Source organism: Mesorhizobium sp. M0833 (genome assembly GCF_040319905.1).
Classification (GTDB): domain Bacteria; phylum Pseudomonadota; class Alphaproteobacteria; order Rhizobiales; family Rhizobiaceae; genus Mesorhizobium.
Genome location: NZ_JAMYOQ010000005.1, coordinates 1 through 19630, shown reverse-complemented (window position 1 = coordinate 19630; position 19630 = coordinate 1). Strand labels below are relative to the sequence as shown.

17 protein-coding genes are annotated in these 19630 nt (G+C 62.2%); 7 read left to right on the top strand and 10 right to left on the bottom strand.

Annotation, left to right across the window (positions count from 1 at the left end; all coding sequences use genetic code 11):
• Nucleotides 1-112: 112 nt before the first annotated feature.
• From NKH98_RS07560 to NKH98_RS07540, 5 genes are all read right to left on the bottom strand, one after another.
• Nucleotides 113-994 (bottom strand): SMP-30/gluconolactonase/LRE family protein, encoded by an 882-nt coding sequence (locus NKH98_RS07560; RefSeq protein WP_352897690.1) that lies wholly within the window; start codon nt 992-994, stop codon nt 113-115.
• Nucleotides 994-1632: a 2-dehydro-3-deoxy-6-phosphogalactonate aldolase gene (locus NKH98_RS07555; RefSeq protein ID WP_352897475.1), complete on the bottom strand. Its 639-nt coding sequence runs from the start codon at nt 1630-1632 to the stop codon at nt 994-996. Before NKH98_RS07555 ends, NKH98_RS07560 begins: the two co-directional genes overlap by 1 nt.
• Nucleotides 1629-2579: a 2-dehydro-3-deoxygalactonokinase gene (locus NKH98_RS07550; RefSeq protein ID WP_352897688.1), complete on the bottom strand. Its 951-nt coding sequence runs from the start codon at nt 2577-2579 to the stop codon at nt 1629-1631. Before NKH98_RS07550 ends, NKH98_RS07555 begins: the two co-directional genes overlap by 4 nt.
• A complete protein-coding gene (locus NKH98_RS07545; RefSeq protein WP_352701103.1) occupies nt 2579-3346 on the bottom strand; it encodes an SDR family NAD(P)-dependent oxidoreductase in 768 nt (255 codons plus the stop codon). The genes NKH98_RS07550 and NKH98_RS07545 overlap by 1 nt, the downstream gene beginning before the upstream one ends.
• Before the next feature lie 132 nt (nt 3347-3478).
• Nucleotides 3479-5281 (bottom strand): GtrA family protein, encoded by a 1803-nt coding sequence (locus NKH98_RS07540; RefSeq protein ID WP_352897473.1) that lies wholly within the window; start codon nt 5279-5281, stop codon nt 3479-3481.
• 127 nt (nt 5282-5408) lie between these two features.
• Here NKH98_RS07540 and NKH98_RS07535 point away from each other — a divergent pair, with 127 nt between their 5' ends.
• The 5 genes from NKH98_RS07535 to NKH98_RS07515 all read left to right on the top strand — a co-directional run bounded on the left by NKH98_RS07535 (nt 5409) and on the right by NKH98_RS07515 (nt 9750).
• Complete coding sequence (locus NKH98_RS07535; protein ID WP_352897472.1) at nt 5409-6416, top strand: glycosyltransferase; 1008 nt, start codon at nt 5409-5411, stop codon at nt 6414-6416.
• An 8-nt stretch (nt 6417-6424) separates the two neighbouring features.
• Nucleotides 6425-6799: a GtrA family protein gene (locus NKH98_RS07530; protein WP_352897470.1), complete on the top strand. Its 375-nt coding sequence runs from the start codon at nt 6425-6427 to the stop codon at nt 6797-6799.
• A 220-nt stretch (nt 6800-7019) separates the two neighbouring features.
• Nucleotides 7020-7961, top strand: coding sequence for a glutathione synthase (gshB, locus tag NKH98_RS07525; RefSeq protein WP_352897468.1), 942 nt, complete (start codon nt 7020-7022; stop codon nt 7959-7961).
• A gap of 140 nt (nt 7962-8101) precedes the next feature.
• Nucleotides 8102-8758, top strand: a complete 657-nt coding sequence (locus NKH98_RS07520) for a hypothetical protein (RefSeq protein ID WP_352897466.1) — start codon at nt 8102-8104, stop codon at nt 8756-8758.
• 350 nt (nt 8759-9108) lie between these two features.
• Complete coding sequence (locus tag NKH98_RS07515; RefSeq protein ID WP_352897465.1) at nt 9109-9750, top strand: hypothetical protein; 642 nt, start codon at nt 9109-9111, stop codon at nt 9748-9750.
• Here NKH98_RS07515 and NKH98_RS07510 read toward each other — a convergent pair.
• Nucleotides 9697-9900: a DNA-binding protein gene (locus tag NKH98_RS07510; RefSeq protein WP_352897463.1), complete on the bottom strand. Its 204-nt coding sequence runs from the start codon at nt 9898-9900 to the stop codon at nt 9697-9699. The two genes, NKH98_RS07515 and NKH98_RS07510, sit on opposite strands and share 54 nt — an antisense overlap.
• A 6-nt stretch (nt 9901-9906) precedes the next feature.
• Here NKH98_RS07510 and NKH98_RS07505 point away from each other — a divergent pair, with 6 nt between their 5' ends.
• A complete protein-coding gene (locus tag NKH98_RS07505; protein WP_352897461.1) occupies nt 9907-10770 on the top strand; it encodes a DUF3800 domain-containing protein in 864 nt (287 codons plus the stop codon).
• A 275-nt stretch (nt 10771-11045) separates the two neighbouring features.
• On the opposite strand, the gene NKH98_RS07500 is transcribed toward NKH98_RS07505, so the two are convergent.
• Complete coding sequence (locus NKH98_RS07500) at nt 11046-11993, bottom strand: IS1595 family transposase (protein WP_352897459.1); 948 nt, start codon at nt 11991-11993, stop codon at nt 11046-11048.
• A 153-nt stretch (nt 11994-12146) separates the two neighbouring features.
• Between NKH98_RS07500 and NKH98_RS07495 the strand changes: the two genes are divergently transcribed.
• On the top strand, nt 12147-13679 hold the full coding sequence (locus NKH98_RS07495) for a YifB family Mg chelatase-like AAA ATPase (protein WP_352897457.1): 1533 nt from the start codon (nt 12147-12149) through the stop codon (nt 13677-13679).
• Nucleotides 13680-13720: 41 nt separating this feature from the next.
• Here the strand turns inward: NKH98_RS07495 and NKH98_RS07490 are convergent, their stop codons facing one another.
• The 3 genes from NKH98_RS07490 to NKH98_RS07480 form a co-directional block, all read right to left on the bottom strand.
• Nucleotides 13721-14815, bottom strand: a complete 1095-nt coding sequence (locus NKH98_RS07490; protein WP_352897455.1) for a hypothetical protein — start codon at nt 14813-14815, stop codon at nt 13721-13723.
• A 125-nt stretch (nt 14816-14940) separates the two neighbouring features.
• The gene (locus tag NKH98_RS07485) at nt 14941-17139 is read right to left on the bottom strand and encodes a malate synthase G (RefSeq protein WP_352897453.1); all 2199 of its coding nucleotides are present in this window, start codon (nt 17137-17139) and stop codon (nt 14941-14943) included.
• Between the two features lie 255 nt (nt 17140-17394).
• Nucleotides 17395-19422 (bottom strand): hydantoinase/oxoprolinase N-terminal domain-containing protein, encoded by a 2028-nt coding sequence (locus tag NKH98_RS07480; protein WP_352897451.1) that lies wholly within the window; start codon nt 19420-19422, stop codon nt 17395-17397.
• Between the last annotated feature and the right edge of the window lie 208 nt (nt 19423-19630).

Here is a 19630-nt window from a genome sequence, read left to right as displayed (position 1 = left end):
GAGCGGTTCAGCGTTCCCGCGAAACGATGAACCGTTCTAGCATCGCACGGCGAGCGCATTCGGCCTTCGCGGAATCGGCGTCAGCCGGACGCCTGCACGACAGCAACTGTCCTCAGGCGATCAGCACGCGCGGCTCGAAGCGACCATTGACCGGAATGTCGAGCATAAACGTCATGCCGGCTTGCGGGTCGAGCAGGCGCTGCTTCTCGCTCTTGCCCGACCAGGCGGAGGTGACCGCGAGCCGGTCGGCATTCCCGCCGACAAAAGCCGGACAGGACGGTTGCGTGACCGGCATCGCCACCGAACGGACAAGCTTGCCGTCGGGCCCATAGGCTTCGACGACGCTGCCGCCCCAGCAGGCGTTCCACAATATGCCGTCGCGGTCGAGCACCGAACCATCGATATAGCCCTTGGCCGAACGGTGGTCGACGAAGACCTTCGGTTCGCCAACCGGCAGGCCCGTCGCCGGATCGCAGCCGACGCGCATCAACAGGCCGGTGCTGGTATCGGTGTAATAGGCGATCGACCCATCCTCGGAAAAGCAGATAGAATTGGGCACCGTGATATCCGCATAGAGCCGGCGCAGCTCGCCCTTGAAGAACCAGTAGATCGAACCGGCGGCCTTCTCCTCGCCCTTGCCCATTGTGCCGACCCAGAGGGCGCCGCAAGGATGAACGCGCGAATCGTTCGAGCGGGTGACCGTATTATCGGCCTCGATCGGCGTGTGCAGCGTCAGCTTCCCGGTCGCGACGTCGCGGACATGCAGGCCGGTCTCGGTGGCGATCAGCTGACGCCGGTCGTCGATGACGGCAATCGCACTGGCCATCTGGTGGAGCTCGTGGATCTTGACCGCACCGCCGGACAGACGCTTTTCCAGGAGCTGGCCGTTGACAATGTCGAACCAGTAGAGCGTCTCGGTGGCGGGGTCATAGCTTGGTCCCTCGCCGAGTTGGCAGACGTGGTCGGAAAAAACCGAAACGATGGTCTCGCTCATCATGCCACTCCAAACGCCGCGTCCCAAGCCTGAACTGCGGCTTTCGCCCGTGCTGCCACTTCGTCGACGCTCATGCCCGGCTTGAACAGGCTGGAGCCAAGACCGAAGACGCTGACGCCGGCTGCCTTGTAGCCGGCAAAATCCTTGTCCGAAATGCCGCCGACGGCGCCGATCAGCACACTGGCCGGCAGCACCGCGCGCATCGCCGAAATGCCTGCCGCGCCAAGCACGCTTGCCGGGAAGAATTTCAGGGCCGAGGCGCCGAGCCGGATTGCCTGGAATGCCTCGGTTGGCGTGAACACGCCGGGCATCGTCACCATGCCGTACTGCTTGGCACGGCCCATGACCTCGGCATCGATATTGGGGCTGACCAGCAGCCGCCCGCCGGCCTTGTGCAGACCGTCGACATCGGCGGCGGTGCGCACCGTGCCGGCGCCGACCAGCGCTGTTGGAGGAAGCGCTTCGACAATGCTGGCGATGGAGGCAAAGGGCTCGGGCGAGTTGAGCGGCACCTCGATCGCTTCGATGCCGGCGCCGAAGATGGTCTGGCCGATCGCCACCGCCTCGCCTGGCTTCAGGCCGCGCAGGATCGCGACCAGACCCCGCTCGAGCTTTGGAAAAGGTGCGGTCTCGGTCATGCGGCAACTCCATTTTTGGCGATCATGCCATTTTCGCGCGCGGCTTCGGCAAGGCCGGCACGCACCGCCTCGTCGGCGTCGACCGCCCTGAAAGCGAGCCCGGCAAGGCCGAGCGCCTCGGCATAGAGCGTGCCGAGTGCGCCCGACGCGATCAGCACGACGGGCACAGCGCTTGCTCCATAACGGCGATTTGCCGAAGCGATCTCGCCGCCGATCAGCAGGCCGGACAGGCAGGCGGCGGCATCTTCGGGCTTCAGGTCCTGCAACAGGCTAGCAGCGCGGATCGAGAACAAACTTGAAACGACGTCACCGCCTTCGGCCAACGCCTTCAGGCACCAGTCCCGAAAAAACGGACTTTCGGCGGCAACCGGCTGCGGCGGCTCGCCCAGCGAATGGCGCAGGATCGAGTGCGCGGCCAGCACCGAAAACAGCTCGCCGGTCGGCCAGGTGCCGAACCCGGCAACGGAGCCGTCCTCGACCAGCACCCATTTCGAATGGGTGCCGGGCATGCAGACGAGGTGACGTCTCTTTGCCGGCAAACCGGCTCCGGCAAGCTGCGTTTCCTCACCGCGCATGACGTCAGGTGCATCGGCGAGGCGTTGGGCAAGGCCGGGCACGATGCGGATATCGCGGCGCTGGTCGGGGATGCGGGCAGCTTCGGCCAGGATAGCGCCGATCGGCGTGGGAACGCTGACATAGGGCGCCTCCAGCCAGCCCTGGCGCGAGCCGGCCATGCCGCAAATGATGACCGGCAGGTTTTCGGGTGCGCCCATGGCGGCCAGATGCCCTTCGAGAATGGACGAAAACCCTTTAGCCTGAGCGGTGATCAGTCCGTCATCGCCGCGCCGCTCGGCGAGAACGTCGCCGGTGCCGTCGAGCAGCCATACCCTCATGCGGGTGGTGCCCCAGTCGACGGCTGCGACGGAAGCTGCCTTGCTCGGTGAGATCACAGGAAACCCCCGTCGACGATCAGCATCTGCGCGGTCAGCATGCGTGAAGCATCCGACGCCAGGAACAGCACGGTGCCGACAATGTCGTCCGGCTGCATCACACGCTTGATGCACTGCTTGGCGACGTGGGCGGCGAGCGCCTGTTCGGTGACCCAGAGCTTTCTCTGCCGCTCGGTGATTACCCAGCCGGGCGCGATCGCGTTGACGCGAATGCCGTCGGCACCGAGCTTGCCGGCGAGACCCTTGGTGAGGCCGACGATGCCGGCCTTGGCGGCGGTATAGGCCGGCATATCGGGATGGTTGATGAGAAACGAGGTCGAGGTGAAATTGATTATCGAGCCGCCACCGGCCCGCTTCATGCCCGGCGCCACCGCCTGTGCGCTGAAGAAATGCGGGCGCAGGTTGATGGCATGGTTGTTGTCCCAGAACTCGACCGTGACGTCTTCGACGGCATGACGGTCATCCTGAGCGGCATTGTTGACCAGCACGGTCACGTCGCCATGCGCCTCGGCGGCTTTGGCGATTGATACCCGCAATGCCTCGATGTCGCGTATGTCGGTCTTGAGATAGAACGGCCGCCGGCCGAGCTCCTTGTCTAACCGATCGGCCAGCGCCAGGCTCGGACGGTCGGCGATATCAATGAAGGCGACCTTTGCCCCCTGGCGGACAAAACCTTCGGTCAAGGCAGCACCAATGCCGGAGCCGCCGCCGGTGATCAGCACCGAAGCGCCTTCGAGGTCGGCAAAGCGTGCCGATGGCATCATGAAATTCTCTCCCGGTCCAATGATCTCGGTCGGCCGGCGCGCATCCTATCCAGCCGTGTCGGGCGGGCAAGGGCGAAAGAGTGGATTGACGCGACTTATGTCCGACAAAAGGCCGCACGCGCCGCCGATCGATCAGCCGCCCAGCCGGACGCGGTACAATTCGACGGCGGCTCCGCTGGTCCCGGCAACCGGCTCAAGCCATTCCGGCACGCTGCCGCGCATCAGCCCGGCAAGAAAGCCCGTCGGCGCCTTGGCTGCGAGGAGCTTGCTTTCGGCGCTGCCGGGGCACAGCGCGACGAGGCCGACGTTATGATCCGCCACGACCGTCCTGGCATCGGCATCGGACCCAAGGAAGGCATCGAGCGCCAGCAGGTTGCCGGCGATATTGCGATGATAAGGCCCGGCGAAGACGCGATGTCCGGAATAGGCCAGGATAGGCGATCCGAGATTGGAAATTGCCAGCACGGTGGTGCCGGGCAGGCGGCCAAGCGCCGCAAAGGAGGCCATGCGGTGGCAAGCGACGTCGGTGCCGTCGCCATTATCCGCCGTGGTGTTGCTGTGGTCGAAGGCTACCGAGGTCGCCGCGGCAGCCCCAGTCCAGACCGCATTCACCGAAACCAGCCAGACGGCAGCCATGCGCAGCGCCACACCGCGCGACGCGCTGGCCTCGGCCCGTTGACGCCATTTGGCAATCCAGGCGGCAAGCGGAATGACGGCGAAGGCGATCGAGAATGTCGAACCGCGTACCTGCCAGGCGCTGACGATGAAGGCCACGACAAGCAGCGCGCCGACAAGGCTGTCCTGCCGCCGCCAGCCACCGCGGCCAAGGCGAAGCGCCATCAGCACGAGCGCAATGAGCGGCGTGGCATAGCGCGCCACCACCCCGGCCGGATCTTCAGCGAGCAGCTTGAACAGCGACTGCGCCTCGTCGATGTGATCAAGCCACAGCTCCTTGAGGCGCGGATCGAGGTTGGCGTAGGGCGCTGCCAGGCATTGTGGGAACAACAAGACGACGACAGCGCCCAATAGCATGGCGAGCAGGCCAAGTGAGGCGATGCGCCGTTGGCGCGTGCGGCCGGCCGGCTCGATCGACGCTATGGTTGCAAGGCCGGTTCCGGCAATCGCTGCGACGACGAACTGCACGGCCGAGAAGGCGTCGCATTGCGCCTGACCCCAGGCGGACCACGGAATGGTGACGACAAAAACGAGGGCGGAGATGCCGGCAAAGCCGAGGCCGAAATCCCTGGCGATCGACCTCTCGCCATTGGCGTCGAGGGCAAACAGCATGGCGACATACGCGCCGATGGTGGCAACGTAGGGCGCGGTTTCCATACCGATGGCCAGCATCAGCCCGGCGCATAGGCCGGAGAACAATGCCGCCGCCTTGCGCAATGGCGCTTCAAGCAACAAGCTCAGGCTGGCCATGCTCAGCATCAGCTGGATATTGTGGTGATCGAGCGCGCCAGGCGAAAAAATGCCGAGGAAATGCAGTGCGGCGGCGCCGACGATGACAGCCGGCAGCACAGCGCTGTACCCGGCAAAGCTGCGTGCGGCGCGAGCCGTGAAAAATACGGTCAGGCAGAAGAGCAGCGCCGGCCACAGCACTTGCGCGACATTCTCGGCAAGCGCCGCGCTGCCGGTCAGGGCCGATACGGCGATGATGATGGCGGCGATCGGCGCATCGACCAGGCGCGACCAGTGCATGACGAAGCCGCCTTGCAGGCCCATCCTGTACTGGTGGAGATCGAACCAGCTTTGGCCGGCGAGCATGTCGCGAACTTCGACGAGGCGCAGCAGATTGTCGTTGTCGCCGCCGGCATTGGTCAGTACCGGGAAGCCGGCAAAGGCATTGACGGCAAGTGCCAGCACCGTGGCAAGCAGCGCCAGCGCGATATCGGACCTCCAAATGGAGGCGCCATCGTCGGCTGTGCTCATATCAGGACCTTTGGAAGGAATACGGGGCGGTTTAAACCTAGCCTTAACAGCTTCAATAAATAGTAAAGCCGCCCGAGCGAGGCCAGCGTTTGAGCGGTCAGGGGCCTCAGGGCATCCGGAGACGAAAATGCCACAAGACGTGCGCCATGAGCCGAGCATCGCCGTGCTGCTGCCTTGCTACAATGAGGAGCTGACGATCGGCGAAGTGGTGCGGCGCTTTCGCGAAACGCTGCCTGCCGCCGCGATCTATGTCTACGACAACAATTCGCGCGACCTGACGGCGCTCCGAGCCCGCGCCGCCGGCGCCATCGTGGTACGCGAGCCGCGCCAGGGCAAAGGCAATGTCGTGCGCCGCATGTTCGCCGACATCGAGGCCGACATCTACCTGATGGCCGACGGCGACGGCACCTATACGCCGGAGGATGCGCCGCAACTGATCAACACGCTGCTGACCGAGCGCTCCGACATGGTGGTGGGCACCCGGCGCGGCGTCACCGACGATGGCGGCAGGACCGGTCATGCCTTCGGCAACCGCATCTTCAACAGCCTCTACAAGCGGCTGTTCGGCTCCGACTTCACCGATATCTTCTCCGGCTACCGCGCCTTCACTCGGCGCTTCGTCAAGAGCTTTCCCGCGGTTTCCGGCGGCTTCGAGATCGAGACGGAAATGTCGGTGCACGCCTCACAACTCAAACTGCCGGTCAGCGAGATCGGGCTCGACTATGGCCGACGGCCGGAAGGCTCCTCGTCGAAGCTGTCGACCTTTCGCGACGGCGCGAAGATCCTGTGGATGTTCGTCATGCTGATGAAGGAGACGCAGCCGCTGCGTTTCTTCGGCGCTTTTTCGGTGTTCTTCCTGGCATCAAGCCTGTTTCTGATGGCGCCGGTGCTGATCGAGTTCGCCGAAACCGGGCTTGTGCCGCGCATGCCGACGTGGGTGCTGTCGGTCGGGCTGCTGCTGCTGTCGATGCTGGCGGCGGTGACCGGGGTAATCCTCGATTCGGTGTCGCGCGGCCGGGCCGAGCAGAAGCGTATCTTCTATCTGTCGATGCCTTCCGGCCGCGTCGAACGCGAACGCGCAAGTGCGCTCGCGACTTTGAAGACCGCACCGTGCAAGACCCCGCGGGCGGCTTAGGGCCCTAAATGGGACGCCTCGCCCGCTTCATTGTCGCCGGCAGCATCGGCTTCGTCGCCGACGCGGCGGCGCTTTGGCTGGTGTTGACGATAGCGCCGCTTGGCCCCTTCGCGGCTCGCATCATCTCGATCGGTTTTGCCCTGTCCGTCACCTGGCTGATCAACCGCCATCTGACCTTCTCGCCTTCCAGCCGCGGCGTCGCGCAAGAGGGCGCACGCTATGGCGGCGTCGGCATTGCCACCAGCCTCGTCAATTATTTCGTCTATTGCGCCATGCTGTTCGCGCTGCCGATGGTGCCGCCGCTCATAGCTCTTGCGGTCGCCTCGCTGGTTGCCATGGCGCTGTCATTCCTCGGCTATTCCAAGCTGGTCTTCGACCGCTGAAGGCACATCGCATTGGGGTCTGCGCCAAGCGAAGCGCAGCCTCATCATGACCTTGGCCGATTGGCAGAGGCCGCCGATTTCCTTATATCGCTGTCGTCGATGCATCGGCCCGAAAAATCGGAATCGATTTTCGGAAAGCACGATGCATGGATTCAAGAATGTTGGAGCGTATGTGCGTCCAGGTGGACGCACGTCGCTCCAAGTGCGCCGGAGAGCACCCATGCCCCTGAAAGTCGCCGTCCAGATGGACCACATCTCCACCGTGTCGATTGCCGGCGATACGTCGTTTGCGCTGTCGCTGGAAGCGCAGCGGCGCGGGCACCAGTTGTTCCACTACACGCCCGACCGGCTGTCGCTGCGCGACGGCAAGGTGTTTGCCCGTATCGAGGCGATGCAGGTCCGCGACGAGAAGGGCAACCATTATTCGCTGGGCGAAGAAGTCCGCACTGACCTTTCGGAGATGGACGTCATCCTTTTGCGGCAGGATCCGCCCTTCGACATGAACTACATCACCACCACGCATATCCTCGAGCGCATCCATCCGAAGACGCTGGTGGTCAACGACCCGGCCTGGGTGCGCAACAGCCCGGAAAAGATCTTCGTCACCGAATTTCCCGACCTGATGCCGGATACGCTGATCACCAAGGATCCGCTCGAGGTCGCCGCCTTCCGCAAGGAGTTCGGCGACATCATCGTCAAGCCGCTCTACGGCAATGGCGGCGCCGGCATTTTCCACTTGCATGAGGCCGACCGCAACCTCGCCTCGCTGCTCGAAATGTTCGGCCAGATGTTCCGCGAACCCTACATCGTTCAGCGCTACCTCAAGGAGGTGCGGGCTGGCGACAAGCGCATCATCCTGATCGACGGCGAGCCTGTCGGCGCCATCAACCGCGTGCCGGCCGAGCACGATTCGCGCTCCAACATGCATGTCGGCGGCCGCGCCGAAAAGACCGAGCTGACGGAACGCGAACGCGAGATCTGCGCCCGCATCGGCCCCTCGCTGAAGGAGCGCGGCTTCATCCTTGTCGGCATCGACGTCATCGGCGACTACATGACCGAGATCAACGTGACCTCACCGACCGGCATACGCGAAGTGCAGCGCTTCGGCGGCGCCGACATCGCCAGCCTGTTCTGGAATGCGGTGGAGGGGAAGCGCAACTAGCCTCGCTTCGCGAGCGGCCGCGTTGCAAACCATTGCAGCCGTTGCGTTCACCCGTTCCCCAAATGTTCTTGCCTTCGCCGGGCGATTATATATTTGACAAACCCGGTGACGAAGCAAGGACGCTCTGATATGGATCGTGCATGGAACAATTGCTCGCGATCGTTGCGTATTTCTCCAAGGAGCGGGCGGTGATCGCTGACGCCCCGGCGACGTTCATCATTGGGCTGATACTGGTTGGCGGTCTAGTTTGGCTTGCGACGAGCCGCGCCTATTCGCTTCGCCTTACAAATCTCGAAAGCGAACTTCGGCTCAGCAAGGCGAAAGAGGCGGACTACGAAGCCAAGCTCGGCGGCGCAACACCTGGCGAAGCTCAGAAGAGCATGGACGCCCTAGAGCGGCGTTTGACCGCAGTTGAGCCTAGGCGTTTGCTGCCGGATCAGATCGACAAGATGGGGGCAATTCTCGCGATGCATCCGGGTCAAGTCTTTATCTGCCGTGATACGGGCAGCGTCGATACAGTGCGGCTAGAAGGCCAGCTTGAGAAGTTGTTTAGACAGAAGGGATGGGGGGTTCTGTCTGCGGAGGCGGTCGGCGGAAATCTGCAAGCGCCTAGCGGCATCGTCGTAGCCACGCGGACTGGGAAAACCCTGACAGAGCAAGCCAGGAGCGTAATAGATGCTTTTACAGCCGCCGGAGTGCCATTTGATCGGAGACAGCATCCGGCTGTGCCGCTGACACAGTCCGACAGGGACGATTCAGAGCTAGAGATTCATTTGACCCATGCTGCCCAGCCGTAGGGGAATGGCGGGAGCGGACAACCCGCCATTCGGAACCTTTTAACCTCCGCGTGGTTTCATTGCGAAGAATGGTTGCTTAGTTGTCTCGATTCGGGTACCGCTTCAATCCAGATGGCAACAGGGGGTTGACATGCATCGAATCAGTCCGGTGTATGCTGCAGCAGCCATAAAGAGACCAATTGTGAAATTCCTGACGCAAATCGCTCTGGCATTTTCTGGCCCTTCGCTTCCTATGGAACGCGAAGCGCGACGCCGCTCGTCTGAACGCGAGATTGTTGGTGCCCACTCCCACGGCAACATTCGGCTCCAGTGGGGTGAGTTCTACACGCGCAAAGACCTAGATGAGCAGTATGAGCGAATCTCCAGAACTACGTTCGCCTAACGTCGTCCCACTAGACGTCAATCAACTTCCCGTCCCGGATTTTCATACCCTCGTCCGAGAGTATGAAATCGCGGATGAACTGTGCAAGGAAGTTCAACACTTCAGAAGCGCTGCTGGCATTCCCGCGATCAATGAACTCCGGTATGCCGGGTACCACTACATCAATGCCTGTCGGAGCGGCGGTACCTCCCCCGCTCCGACAGAAATGATTAAGGCGGTCAACCATTGCAGGCGCGCGACGTACGAGGCCGCAGAGGCCGGTATTTTGATGGCCTTAGATGAAATCAGGTCGTTTCGGACTGATTACAAAACCATCGTTGTTTCGGAAGTCGTACCCAACTGGCCTGTCATTCTTACTGAGGCGCAGGGGGCGGTCGAACATTTGCGGAAAAGTCGTGAGCACGGCGATGACAGAAAGTCGGACTACACGCGGCACCGCGATCTCTTTCGCACTCTGAAAAGCCACTGCGATTTGCTGGAATCAAGCCGGGACGACCTGAATAACAAAATAAGAGGCGGCATCAGAGAAACTCGGCGCTTTCTCCTAAACTCGGGGCTAACCGTTCTTGGTATTGCCGTCGCGGTCGTGCTTGGAATTCTTGCCCTTTAGGCCTCCCTCTTTGCCGTCTCTCGTCGGGGTGGACTTCACCACCTTCTTCAACACGCGGTCAAAGGCTTCTTCTGACTGGTCAGTTTCCAGTTCGCGGGCGGCTTCCTCGAATTTTTCGCGTTGACTCTTTTCAGCTTTGGCAGATTGCATTGTCTTATGACCTCGGGGGACGTTTTACCGGAGCCTTACTTTATAGCCTATTTCGATGAGGCTGGGGACCCGGGCATAAAGACAGTTGCACCTATAGACCCTAACGGGGCCAGTGAATGGTTTTCCGTGGGCTGCGCTGTCGTCCGCGCCAGCAATGAACCAAACCTGGTTGGCCTCATTCGCTCAATTAAGGCCTCGATCTACTCAACGCAAAGCCCTGACCTTCATTTTCGTGACCTTGTCGAACACAAAAAGAAACCGGTATGCGATGCGTTGGCGGCTTCAGACTGCCGCATGTTCGTCGTCGTCTCCAATAAAAAGAACATGCGGAAATACCGCAACCCGCAAGCCGAAGCGGTTTCACTGCACCCGAACAATTGGTTCTATAATTATTGCATCCGCGTTGTGCTTGAACGGCTAAGCGAGTGGTGCACGGCTAGATCCATCTTGGAAACCGGAGAGCCGAAGCACGTCAAGTTAGTGTTCTCCCGGCGCGGCGGACACTCGTACCGTCACGTTGAAACCTACACTCATTTGCTGGCTAAGCAGTCTGAAACGGGCCGTATTTATCAGACGGCCAGAGTGCCAGACTTCCGGGTCCTCGATCATCGACTGATCGAGGTTATAGACCACAATAAGAGCGCTGGTTGCCAAATCGCGGATGTAGTGGCCAGCTCTTTCTTTCAAGCGGCGAACGCCGGCACCAAGCGCTGGAATACAGAATATGCCGAGGCGCTGAAACCCCGAATTGCCTCCAACAAGTTTGGCTATTCAAATTTTGGCGTGACGCTTCTACCATGGCGAAACTGGTCGCTGAATCTCACAGACGCCCAAAAGAAGGTGTTTCGATTTTACGGCTATTTCATATGAAAGCGGCGGGTCCCGGCCTCGTTGCCATCGGGGGCTTGTAGGCCACCATCCAGTGGGCGACCGTCCGTCCGACTGCGGCATCTATGATACCGCCCGAGGGTACTCCGGCGTACCCCGCCGACAAAGATACTAATCCGAAAGAGAGAAAAAAGCAAACTGAATCAAACGGTTACTGACATTTGGCATAACCCATTGAGCAGACTCACTTTTTTCGACGGCGCTCATATCGCCACAGTGGCAGCTTTAGCTGCACTGGCTTGCGATAGTGATCCTGCTTAGACTTCAACAGGTCTCCGATAGGTCAGACGCTTACCCTTGGCGCCCTTCAAGGCGATGAGCGAACGAACGTTGTCTTCAATGCCCATGGCCGAACGGTTCGAATAGCGGAAATCGAACTCTGCCAAATAGCGGTGCAGATGATGCTCGGCGCAATGCTGATAAACGCCTTTCATGCCGCGCTTGAAGATCGAATAGAAGCCTTCCACGGTGTTCGTGTGGACGATGCCGCGAACGTATTCCTCGCGACCATGATTGATCTTGCCATGGGCTGCGAACTCGGGACCGATGTTGTCGTAAACGCGCGCCTCATCCGACATGAAAACGCTTTCCTTGTGGATGTTGGCGTTGACGATCGGCAGGACGCGGGCAACCGAAGCGCTGTCGATATGGAATGAGCGGGCAATGCCGCCACGCTCCACAAGCGTAAGAACGGTGTTCTTGTGGGCCGCGCCGGTCCTCTGCTTCGGAACGCCAGCGAGACGGCCAATGTAGGTTTCATCGACCTCAACGAACTTGCCGTTGCCGCCCATGGGCGTGAAGTCATCCGAGCGCATGGCCTCGCGAATGCGGTGCGACAGGAACCACGCGGTCTTGTAGGTGCATTCCAGAACGCGGTGGAGCTGGTGCGAGGAAATGCCCTTCTTTGACGAGCACATGAGGTGGATGGCCTGCAACCACTTGTGCAGGGGCAAATGGCTTTCCTCAAAGATCGTGCCCATGCGAACTGTGAACTGCGCACGGCAGGCGGCGCACTTGTAGAGGCCATGGCGCTCGACGCCATGCGGGTTCTTCTTGGAAGGCTTTGAGCGGACGCCAGCCAGCTTGTAGTGCTTGTCCATTGATCCGCAGTGATGGCAGACCGGGCCCTGCGGCCACAGCATACCCTCTACATGCTCAAATGCGGCGGCTTCGTTATGGAAGTAGGGGCGGGACAAAACGGACATGGCGATAACTCCTTGGAATCGTTATCGCTCATTCCTTTGGGTTTGTCAAATATATAATCGCCCTTCGCCGGAAATCTATGGTTGTCTCTGGTGACGCCGTTCGCGGCATGATCGCAAAGGCTTGGGGCAAAAGCCTGCATCCGGGGTGAAGACATGGTGGCGCGGGTTCGCACGGTTGCTTTCCAAGGCATCGAGGCCGTGCCGGTCGACGTGCAGGTGATGCTCGCGCCGGGCAAGGTCAACATGCACATCGTCGGGCTGGCCGACAAGGCTGTAGCCGAAAGCCGCGAGCGGGTGCAGGCAGCACTTCATGCATCCGGCCTGTCGATGCCGTCGAAGAAGGTCACCGTCAATCTGGCACCCGCCGACCTGCCGAAGGAGGGCAGCCACTACGATTTGCCGATCGCGCTCGGGCTGATGGCTGCGCTCGGCGCCATTCCGGGCGACATGCTCGCCGGCTATGTCGTGCTTGGCGAATTGTCGCTCGACGGAACCATTGCCGCGGTGGCCGGCGCGCTGCCGGCGGCAATCGGCGCCAATGCCGAAGGCAAGGGCCTGATCTGCCCGTTCGCCTGCGGGCCGGAAGCGGCCTGGGCCGGCAAGGATTTCGACATATTGGCGCCGCGCAGCCTGATTGCCATCGCCAATCATTTTCGCGGCACGCAGATTCTGTCACGGCCGGAAGCCGGCATCCATGCCGCGGCACGCGACCTGCCCGACCTTGCCGACATCAAGGGCCAGGAGACCGCCAAGCGGGCGCTGGAGGTGGCGGCCGCCGGCGGCCACAATCTTTTGATGGTCGGACCGCCGGGGTCGGGAAAGTCGATGCTGGCGCAGCGGCTGCCGTCGATCCTGCCGCCGCTGGCGCCCAGGGAATTGCTCGAAGTCTCGATGATCGCCTCGGTGGCCGGCGAGCTCGGGGAAGGAAAACTCACCGACCGGCGGCCGTTCCGCGCGCCACATCATTCGGCCTCGATGGCGGCGATGGTCGGTGGCGGGTTGCGCGTGCGGCCGGGCGAGGCCTCGCTCGCCCATCACGGCGTGCTGTTCCTCGACGAGTTTCCCGAATTCTCGCCGCAGGCGCTCGACGCGCTGCGCCAGCCGCTCGAGACCGGCGACTGCATGATCGCGCGCGCCAATCATCGCGTCACTTATCCGGCACGCATCCAGCTGGTCGCGGCGATGAACCCGTGCCGCTGCGGCATGGCCGGCGAGCCGGGCTATCGCTGCCTGCGCGGCGACCGCTGCCGCACCGACTACCAGGCCCGCATTTCCGGCCCGCTGCTCGATCGCATCGATCTCAGGATCGAGGTGCCGGCGGTCTCGGCCAGCGATCTGATCCGGCCGGACCGGGCGGAGAAGAGCGCAGCTGTGGCACTACGCGTCGCCCGCGCCCGTACGATCCAGCGTGAGCGTTTCGAACGGCTCGGCGCGACCTCCGCCACCACCAACGCGCATTGCTCGCCGTCAGTCATCGAGGAGATCGCCATGCCGGATGCCGCCGGCCTGTCGCTGCTGAGGGATGCCAGCGAAAAGCTCGGCTTTTCCGCACGAGCCTACCACCGCGTCTTGAAGGTGGCGCGGACACTGGCCGATCTCGAGGCCAGCGAGACGGTCGGCCGCATCCATCTGGCCGAAGCGATTTCCTACCGCATGAGTTCGGAGCGGATGGCGCAGGCGGCGTAGGAGCGTCCCGTCCTACGGCCGAATACAAAGAAGAGTTCTGGTCAATTCCCGATGCGGATTCCGATCTCTTTCGCTTCGAGGTCAACTAGTAAACTATTCGTTTCAAAATATCGTATGCCAATGATGTTGTGGCCGATCGTTGGAGAGAATTCCAACTCGGATCCGTATGACGTGTCGAACTTCCACTCCCCCAGCATCGCGATTTTTACCGCCACTCTGGTCCCGACATCCATTGATCCGCCCGAATCTTTTGGCGGGTTGTCCGCTATTACGATCGTGGAGTTTCCCGTGTCGTAAAGCGTCGGCCGGCAAGTTGTTTTTTCTTTCAATAGGATACATGAACCTATGGTTGGGAAGTTGTAGCGCTCGCTAGCGGTTTTCCACTTATCCATATTGAAGCCGCTTTTCACGCTGTCCGATATCCCAATGTGAAGTGCCTTAACTGCCGGGCAATTGGCCTCCTCGTTCGTGCAAGCTCTCCAATCGGTTCCTATCGGAGAAAGATAATACCCCTTTCGCAAGCCATTTCTGGGGCTCACGGCATCCATTGGGGATTTCAGCATTTGATTTGGTCCACCACCCCCAATAGGGGAAATGCCAAAAATCCCTTTTGGCCAGAGCCGGCCGCCGACAATTTCACCTGTGGTGCGTCTGACCTGCTTATAGCGAACAAGGAAGGGGATTGATGCCACGGTGGAAACGGAAGAGCCTCGAGAGCCGAAAGTCACTCGGGCCAACGCAACATTTCCGTACTCATCGTAGCTTCCGTAATTCATGACGGCTTTTTGGGTGGTGACGGTTATCCCATCTAGTTCCAGATCTTTCCTGATTTTTATACCTTCGACGGAACACAGCTTCCTCGGAAGCACAGAAGCACAGTCGATCGTCATGCCACTGGATCCGGTATCCAATAAGAGTGGTTGATTTATTTTTCGGTTACCGAGGGACAGCACCTTAACATACAACATCCGGATATTGGGTGGATTTCCCGGGTATTCCAATTTTATAAGAGGAACAGCTAACGGCACCTCTTCTGCAGCTTGGATCGGCAGCGAGTTGAGCAGCAATGCCCCCCAAATAACTAATATCGATACCAAGAATTTCCCGACATTTAGTTCAGACTTGTTTTTGCTCATTCGTCCCCCTCCCGCGAAATCCGCCCGCACGCTATCTGCGGAGCAAATCGTAATAGCCAGTCAAGGCCAGCCTCCACCCTACAGTGCATCGTGAAAACATTTAATGCTTGGCGATCCGCAAGCGTTTATAGCCCGATTGTTATAGGTTTCATCCTACGCCCTTGCTTCGCCTTCAGTTCCAGCCGCCGCGCGTGCAGCACTGGCTCGGTGTAGCCGTTGGGCTGGACGCGGCCCTTGAAGACCAGGTCGCAGGCAGCAAGAAACGCGATGGACTTGTCGAATTCCGGCCCCATCGGCCGGTAGAGCGGATCGCCTTGGTTCTGGCGATCGACGATAGCCGCCATGCGCTTCATCGTCTCCATGACCTGCTCGGGCGTGCAGACGCGGTGATGCAGCCAGTTGGCGATGTGCTGAGAGGAGATGCGCAGCGTGGCGCGGTCCTCCATCAGGCCGACGTCGTTTATATCTGGTACTTTCGAGCAGCCGACGCCCTGGTCGATCCAGCGCACGACATAGCCCAGAATGCCTTGTGCGTTGTTGTCGAGTTCCTTCTGGATATCTTCCTGAGACCAGTTCGGCAGCCTTGCCACCGGTACCGACAGGATGTCGTCGAGCCTGGCCTTGGGCCGGCTCGTCAGAGCCTGCTGCACGGCGTGGACGTCGACCTTGTGGTAGTGCGTGGCATGCAGGGTTGCCGCCGTGGGCGACGGCACCCAGGCGGTGTTGGCGCCGGCCTTGGGGTGCGCGATCTTCTCGGCCAGCATTGCCGCCATCAGGTCGGGCATCGCCCACATGCCCTTGCCTATCTGGGCGTGGCCGGCCAACCCGCATTCCAGCCCGGTATCGACGTTCCAGGCTTCGTAGGCGGCAATCCAGGCGGCCTGCTTCATGTCGCCCTTGCGGATCATCGGGCCGGCTTCCATCGAAGTGTGGATCTCGTCGCCGGTGCGGTCGAGGAAGCCGGTGTTGATGAAGACGACGCGGTCCCTGGCGGCACGGATCGCCCCCTTGAGGTTGACGGTGGTGCGCCGCTCCTCGTCCATGATGCCCATCTTGATGGTGTTCCTGGCCATGCCGAGCAGCGCTTCGACGCGGTCGAAAATCTCGACGGCGAAGGCGACTTCCTCCGGCCCGTGCATCTTGGGCTTTACGATGTACATGGAGCCCGCGCGAGAATTGGCGCGCCGCCCGTTCGGGCCGATGTCGTGCAGCGCGATCAGCACCGTCAGCGCCGCATCCATGATGCCTTCCGGCACCTCGTTGCCTTCGCGGTCTAATATCGCCGGATTGGTCATGAGGTGGCCGACATTCCTGACCAGCATCAGCGAGCGGCCTGGCAAGGTCAGCGTGCCGCCATCCGGCGCGGTATAGGTGCGGTCGGGGTTGAGCCTGCGGACAAAGCTCTTGCCGGCCTTGGTGATCTCTTCCGCCAAGTCGCCCTTCATCAGGCCGAGCCAGTTGCGGTAGACCAGCACCTTGTCCTGCGCATCCACCGCGGCGACCGAATCCTCGCAGTCCTGAATGGTGGTCAGCGCTGATTCCAGCACGACATCGGCAATGCCCGCCGGATCGGTGCGGCCGATCTGGTTGTTGTGGTCGACGACGATTTCGATGTGCAGGCCGTTCTTGACCAGCAGGACGGCTTCGGGATTGGCGGCATCGCCGCGATAGCCGGCAAACTGCTTGAGGTCGGCAAGCATGGTGGCGCCGGCACCCTCGCCGAGCCGCAACATCCCGTTGGCGACCGAAAGCCCGTTGACGCCGGCCCATTTGCCTGTGGTGAGCGGCACCGCCTCGTCGAAGAAGCTCTTCACCCAGGCCACGACCTTGGCGCCGCGCGCCGGATTGAATTTGTTGCCTCGCTCGGCGCCGTCCGTCTCGGGAATGGCATCGGTGCCGTAGAGCGCATCGTACAGCGAGCCCCAGCGCGCATTGGCGGCGTTCAGGGCATAACGCGCGTTCATCACCGGCACCACCAGCTGCGGCCCGGCGACCGAAGCGATTTCCGGGTCGACATTTTCGGTGGTCACGCCGAACGCCGGCCCCTCGGGAAGGAGATAGCCGATCTCGCGGAGGAACGCCTTGTAGGCCTCCATGTCGACGGGCGCGCCATTGTCGCGGTACCAGCGGTCGAGCTTGTCCTGCATGGCGTCGCGCTTTTCGAGCAGCTCCCGATTTTTTGGCGAGAGATCATGGACGATGGCCGAAAAACCGTTCCAGAATGCCTCCGCCTCGATGCCGGTGCCCGGCAGCGCCTCGTTCACGACGAAATCATGAAGCTCGCGGGCAATCCGCAATCCGGCGATCTCGACGCGATCGGTCATCAGGGCTTCTCCAGACGAAAGGCTAGGCCGGGCCTTTGACATGTCAGGGTGGCAGGGTCAATTCGGCTTAGGTGAAGGTAGGGCGTTTTCGCTGCCGATCTCCCCCCTCGAGGGGGAGATGGGCGCGAAGCGGCCAGAGGGGGTCGGTTCGACCGGGCTCGGCCTCCTGCGGCAGAAGGAAGTCGCGCTTCATGCGAGGCGACCCCCTCTGTCGCCTTCGGCGACATCTCCCCCTCGAGGGGGGAGATTACGCGCTCACACCGCAATCCTTGGCCGTCCCGACGCCACCGCGACGACATGCGCCTCGATGAACATGCGCTGGCCCTCGACGGTCGAGACGCGAAACTCGCTGGCGATTTCGATCTCGGCGCTGTCGGTGCCGGCATCCTTCGCCCGCCCGGCGGCAATCGCGCGCACATCTTTCTCCGCCGCGGCGATCGCCGCCGCTTCGTCGTTGAAATCGCGCACGCTTTCACCTGAGGCGACGCGGAACAGGCCTTCCTTGGGCTGACTGACCCGCGCCTCGGCCGAAACCCGGACCTGGCCGACGACGGCGCCGAGCGCGTTGGCGACATCGGTATCCTCCGGCACGACGCAGTCGTTGCCGACCAGCTCGGCTAGGCCGGCATAGTGCAGTGGCGCCGAGGCGCCGAGGCCGATGACCGGACGGTCGAGCGCGACGCTGAGGCGGGCGATGCCTGGATGGGCGTCGACGGCACGCTGGACCAGCGCATGGGCGACGGTCGCCGCACCATCCAGCCCATCCTCGGCGAAGGCGGTCTCGAGGATAACTTCGGCCGACAGGCGGGTCAGCGCGGTCAGCACCCGTTCCGAGATCGCCTCCGGCGAGGCGGCGATGAACTGGCCGCGGCCGTCGCGCCTGCGCGCGAACAGCTCGGCGCCGAGACGCGCCGCGGCCGCATCCCAATTGGCCTGCCTGCCCAGCACATGCGCGGCATCCGACGGCGTGAAGCCGGCGACATGCACCAGCCCGCGCGACACCAGCCGGTTCAAGGTGGCGTTCTGGGCATTCGAGGTCAGCAATCTGTCGAGAGCCTGCGGCACGGCACCGATCAGTTCGTAAAGCTTGGCTTCGGCACCGGTCAGTCCGGCTGCGAGCCGCTCCGGCACCCCGGTCCGAACCGCCAGGCGTCCGTCCATGCGGCCGGGGTTGGGGGTCCGCAGCTGGCGTTCGAGCTCCGCCGTGACGGCCTTGCCATGCATCATGCCGGCCAGTGCCAGCGGCACCAGACGGCGCGGCCCGAGCAGGATTTTCGGGTTGAGCACGCCGTCCTCCAGCGCCACTTCGGAATCGCCGCCCAGCCCAAAGGTGCGCATGGCGACGGCTTCGACCATGGTGCGGAAGCCGCCGACGGTGGCGCCTTCCGGATCGAGCCGCGGCCGGCCCTTGTCGAGCACGGCGACGTCGGTGGTGGTGCCGCCGATGTCGGAGACCACGGCATCGTCAAGGCCGGTCATGTGGCGGGCGCCGACGAGGCTGGCGGCCGGGCCGGACAGGATCGTCTCGATCGGCCGCTGGCGGGCAAAGGCGGCAGAGACCAGAGCGCCGTCGCCGCGCACCACCATCAGCGGGGCGGCGATGTTGCGCGCGGCCAAAAAGCCTTCGGTCGCCGCGACCAGCCGGTCGATCATCGAGATCAGCCTGGCGTTGAGCAAGGTCGTCAGCGCCCGGCGCGGGCCGCCGAGCTTTGCCGAAAGTTCGTGGCTGGCGGTGACCGGCAGGCCGGTTATGTCGCGGATCAGGTTACGCGCGCTTAGCTCGTGCGCCGGGTTGCGGGTAGCGAAATAGGCGCAGACGGCAAAGCCGGACACCGACTTTTCCAGTTCCGGCAAAGCTGCCTCCAGCCCGGACAGATCGAGCTTTGCCGCATTGCCGTGCACATCGTGGCCGCCGGGGCAGAACACCACGGGATCGGTGCCGAGCGCCGTCTTCAGCCCGTCACGGGCAAGGTCGCCCTCGGCAAAGCCGATCATCACCAGTGCGACCCGGCCGCCCTGGCCCTCGACCAACGCGTTGGTGGCAAGCGTCGTCGACATCGACACCAGTTTTATCGCAGTCGGGTCGGTGCCGGCTTTTTGCAGCACCGCATCGACCGCGCCCGATATGCCGACGGCGAGATCGTGGCGCGTCGTCAGCGCCTTGGCCTTGGCCAGAACCTTGCCGCTTGGGCCGCCGGCTTCCGACCACAGCACCGCGTCGGTATAGGTGCCGCCGGTGTCGATGCCGAGGAAGAGAGGTGGCGATTTGGTCTTGGCGGTCATATTTGCGTCCGGAGAATTCGTCTCCGCCCCTTAGCGGATACCGGCCCATCGATAAAGCCGTGATGGCTGGGCCACGGGCGATGATCGTGGTGACGGCCAATCTCCCCCCAAGGGGGCCTGTTGCGCAGTAACCGGGGATGTTTGGATGGGGCGGGATCGCAGGGATTTCGCTCGTCTTTGTGAGCTCCGCCCCCTTGTTTGGGGTTTC

Coding starts and splice junctions, on each gene's coding strand:
- NKH98_RS07560 (WP_352897690.1), bottom strand. CDS start 994: ATGAGCGAGACCATCGTTTCGGTTTTTTCCGACCACGTCTGCCAACTC.
- NKH98_RS07555 (WP_352897475.1), bottom strand. CDS start 1,632: ATGACCGAGACCGCACCTTTTCCAAAGCTCGAGCGGGGTCTGGTCGCG.
- NKH98_RS07545 (WP_352701103.1), bottom strand. CDS start 3,346: ATGATGCCATCGGCACGCTTTGCCGACCTCGAAGGCGCTTCGGTGCTG.
- NKH98_RS07540 (WP_352897473.1), bottom strand. CDS start 5,281: ATGAGCACAGCCGACGATGGCGCCTCCATTTGGAGGTCCGATATCGCG.
- NKH98_RS07535 (WP_352897472.1), top strand. CDS start 5,409: ATGCCACAAGACGTGCGCCATGAGCCGAGCATCGCCGTGCTGCTGCCT.
- NKH98_RS07530 (WP_352897470.1), top strand. CDS start 6,425: ATGGGACGCCTCGCCCGCTTCATTGTCGCCGGCAGCATCGGCTTCGTC.
- gshB (WP_352897468.1), top strand. CDS start 7,020: ATGCCCCTGAAAGTCGCCGTCCAGATGGACCACATCTCCACCGTGTCG.
- NKH98_RS07520 (WP_352897466.1), top strand. CDS start 8,102: ATGGAACAATTGCTCGCGATCGTTGCGTATTTCTCCAAGGAGCGGGCG.
- NKH98_RS07515 (WP_352897465.1), top strand. CDS start 9,109: ATGAGCGAATCTCCAGAACTACGTTCGCCTAACGTCGTCCCACTAGAC.
- NKH98_RS07510 (WP_352897463.1), bottom strand. CDS start 9,900: ATGCAATCTGCCAAAGCTGAAAAGAGTCAACGCGAAAAATTCGAGGAA.
- NKH98_RS07505 (WP_352897461.1), top strand. CDS start 9,907: ATGACCTCGGGGGACGTTTTACCGGAGCCTTACTTTATAGCCTATTTC.
- NKH98_RS07500 (WP_352897459.1), bottom strand. CDS start 11,993: ATGTCCGTTTTGTCCCGCCCCTACTTCCATAACGAAGCCGCCGCATTT.
- NKH98_RS07495 (WP_352897457.1), top strand. CDS start 12,147: ATGGTGGCGCGGGTTCGCACGGTTGCTTTCCAAGGCATCGAGGCCGTG.
- NKH98_RS07490 (WP_352897455.1), bottom strand. CDS start 14,815: ATGAGCAAAAACAAGTCTGAACTAAATGTCGGGAAATTCTTGGTATCG.
- NKH98_RS07485 (WP_352897453.1), bottom strand. CDS start 17,139: ATGACCGATCGCGTCGAGATCGCCGGATTGCGGATTGCCCGCGAGCTT.
- NKH98_RS07480 (WP_352897451.1), bottom strand. CDS start 19,422: ATGACCGCCAAGACCAAATCGCCACCTCTCTTCCTCGGCATCGACACC.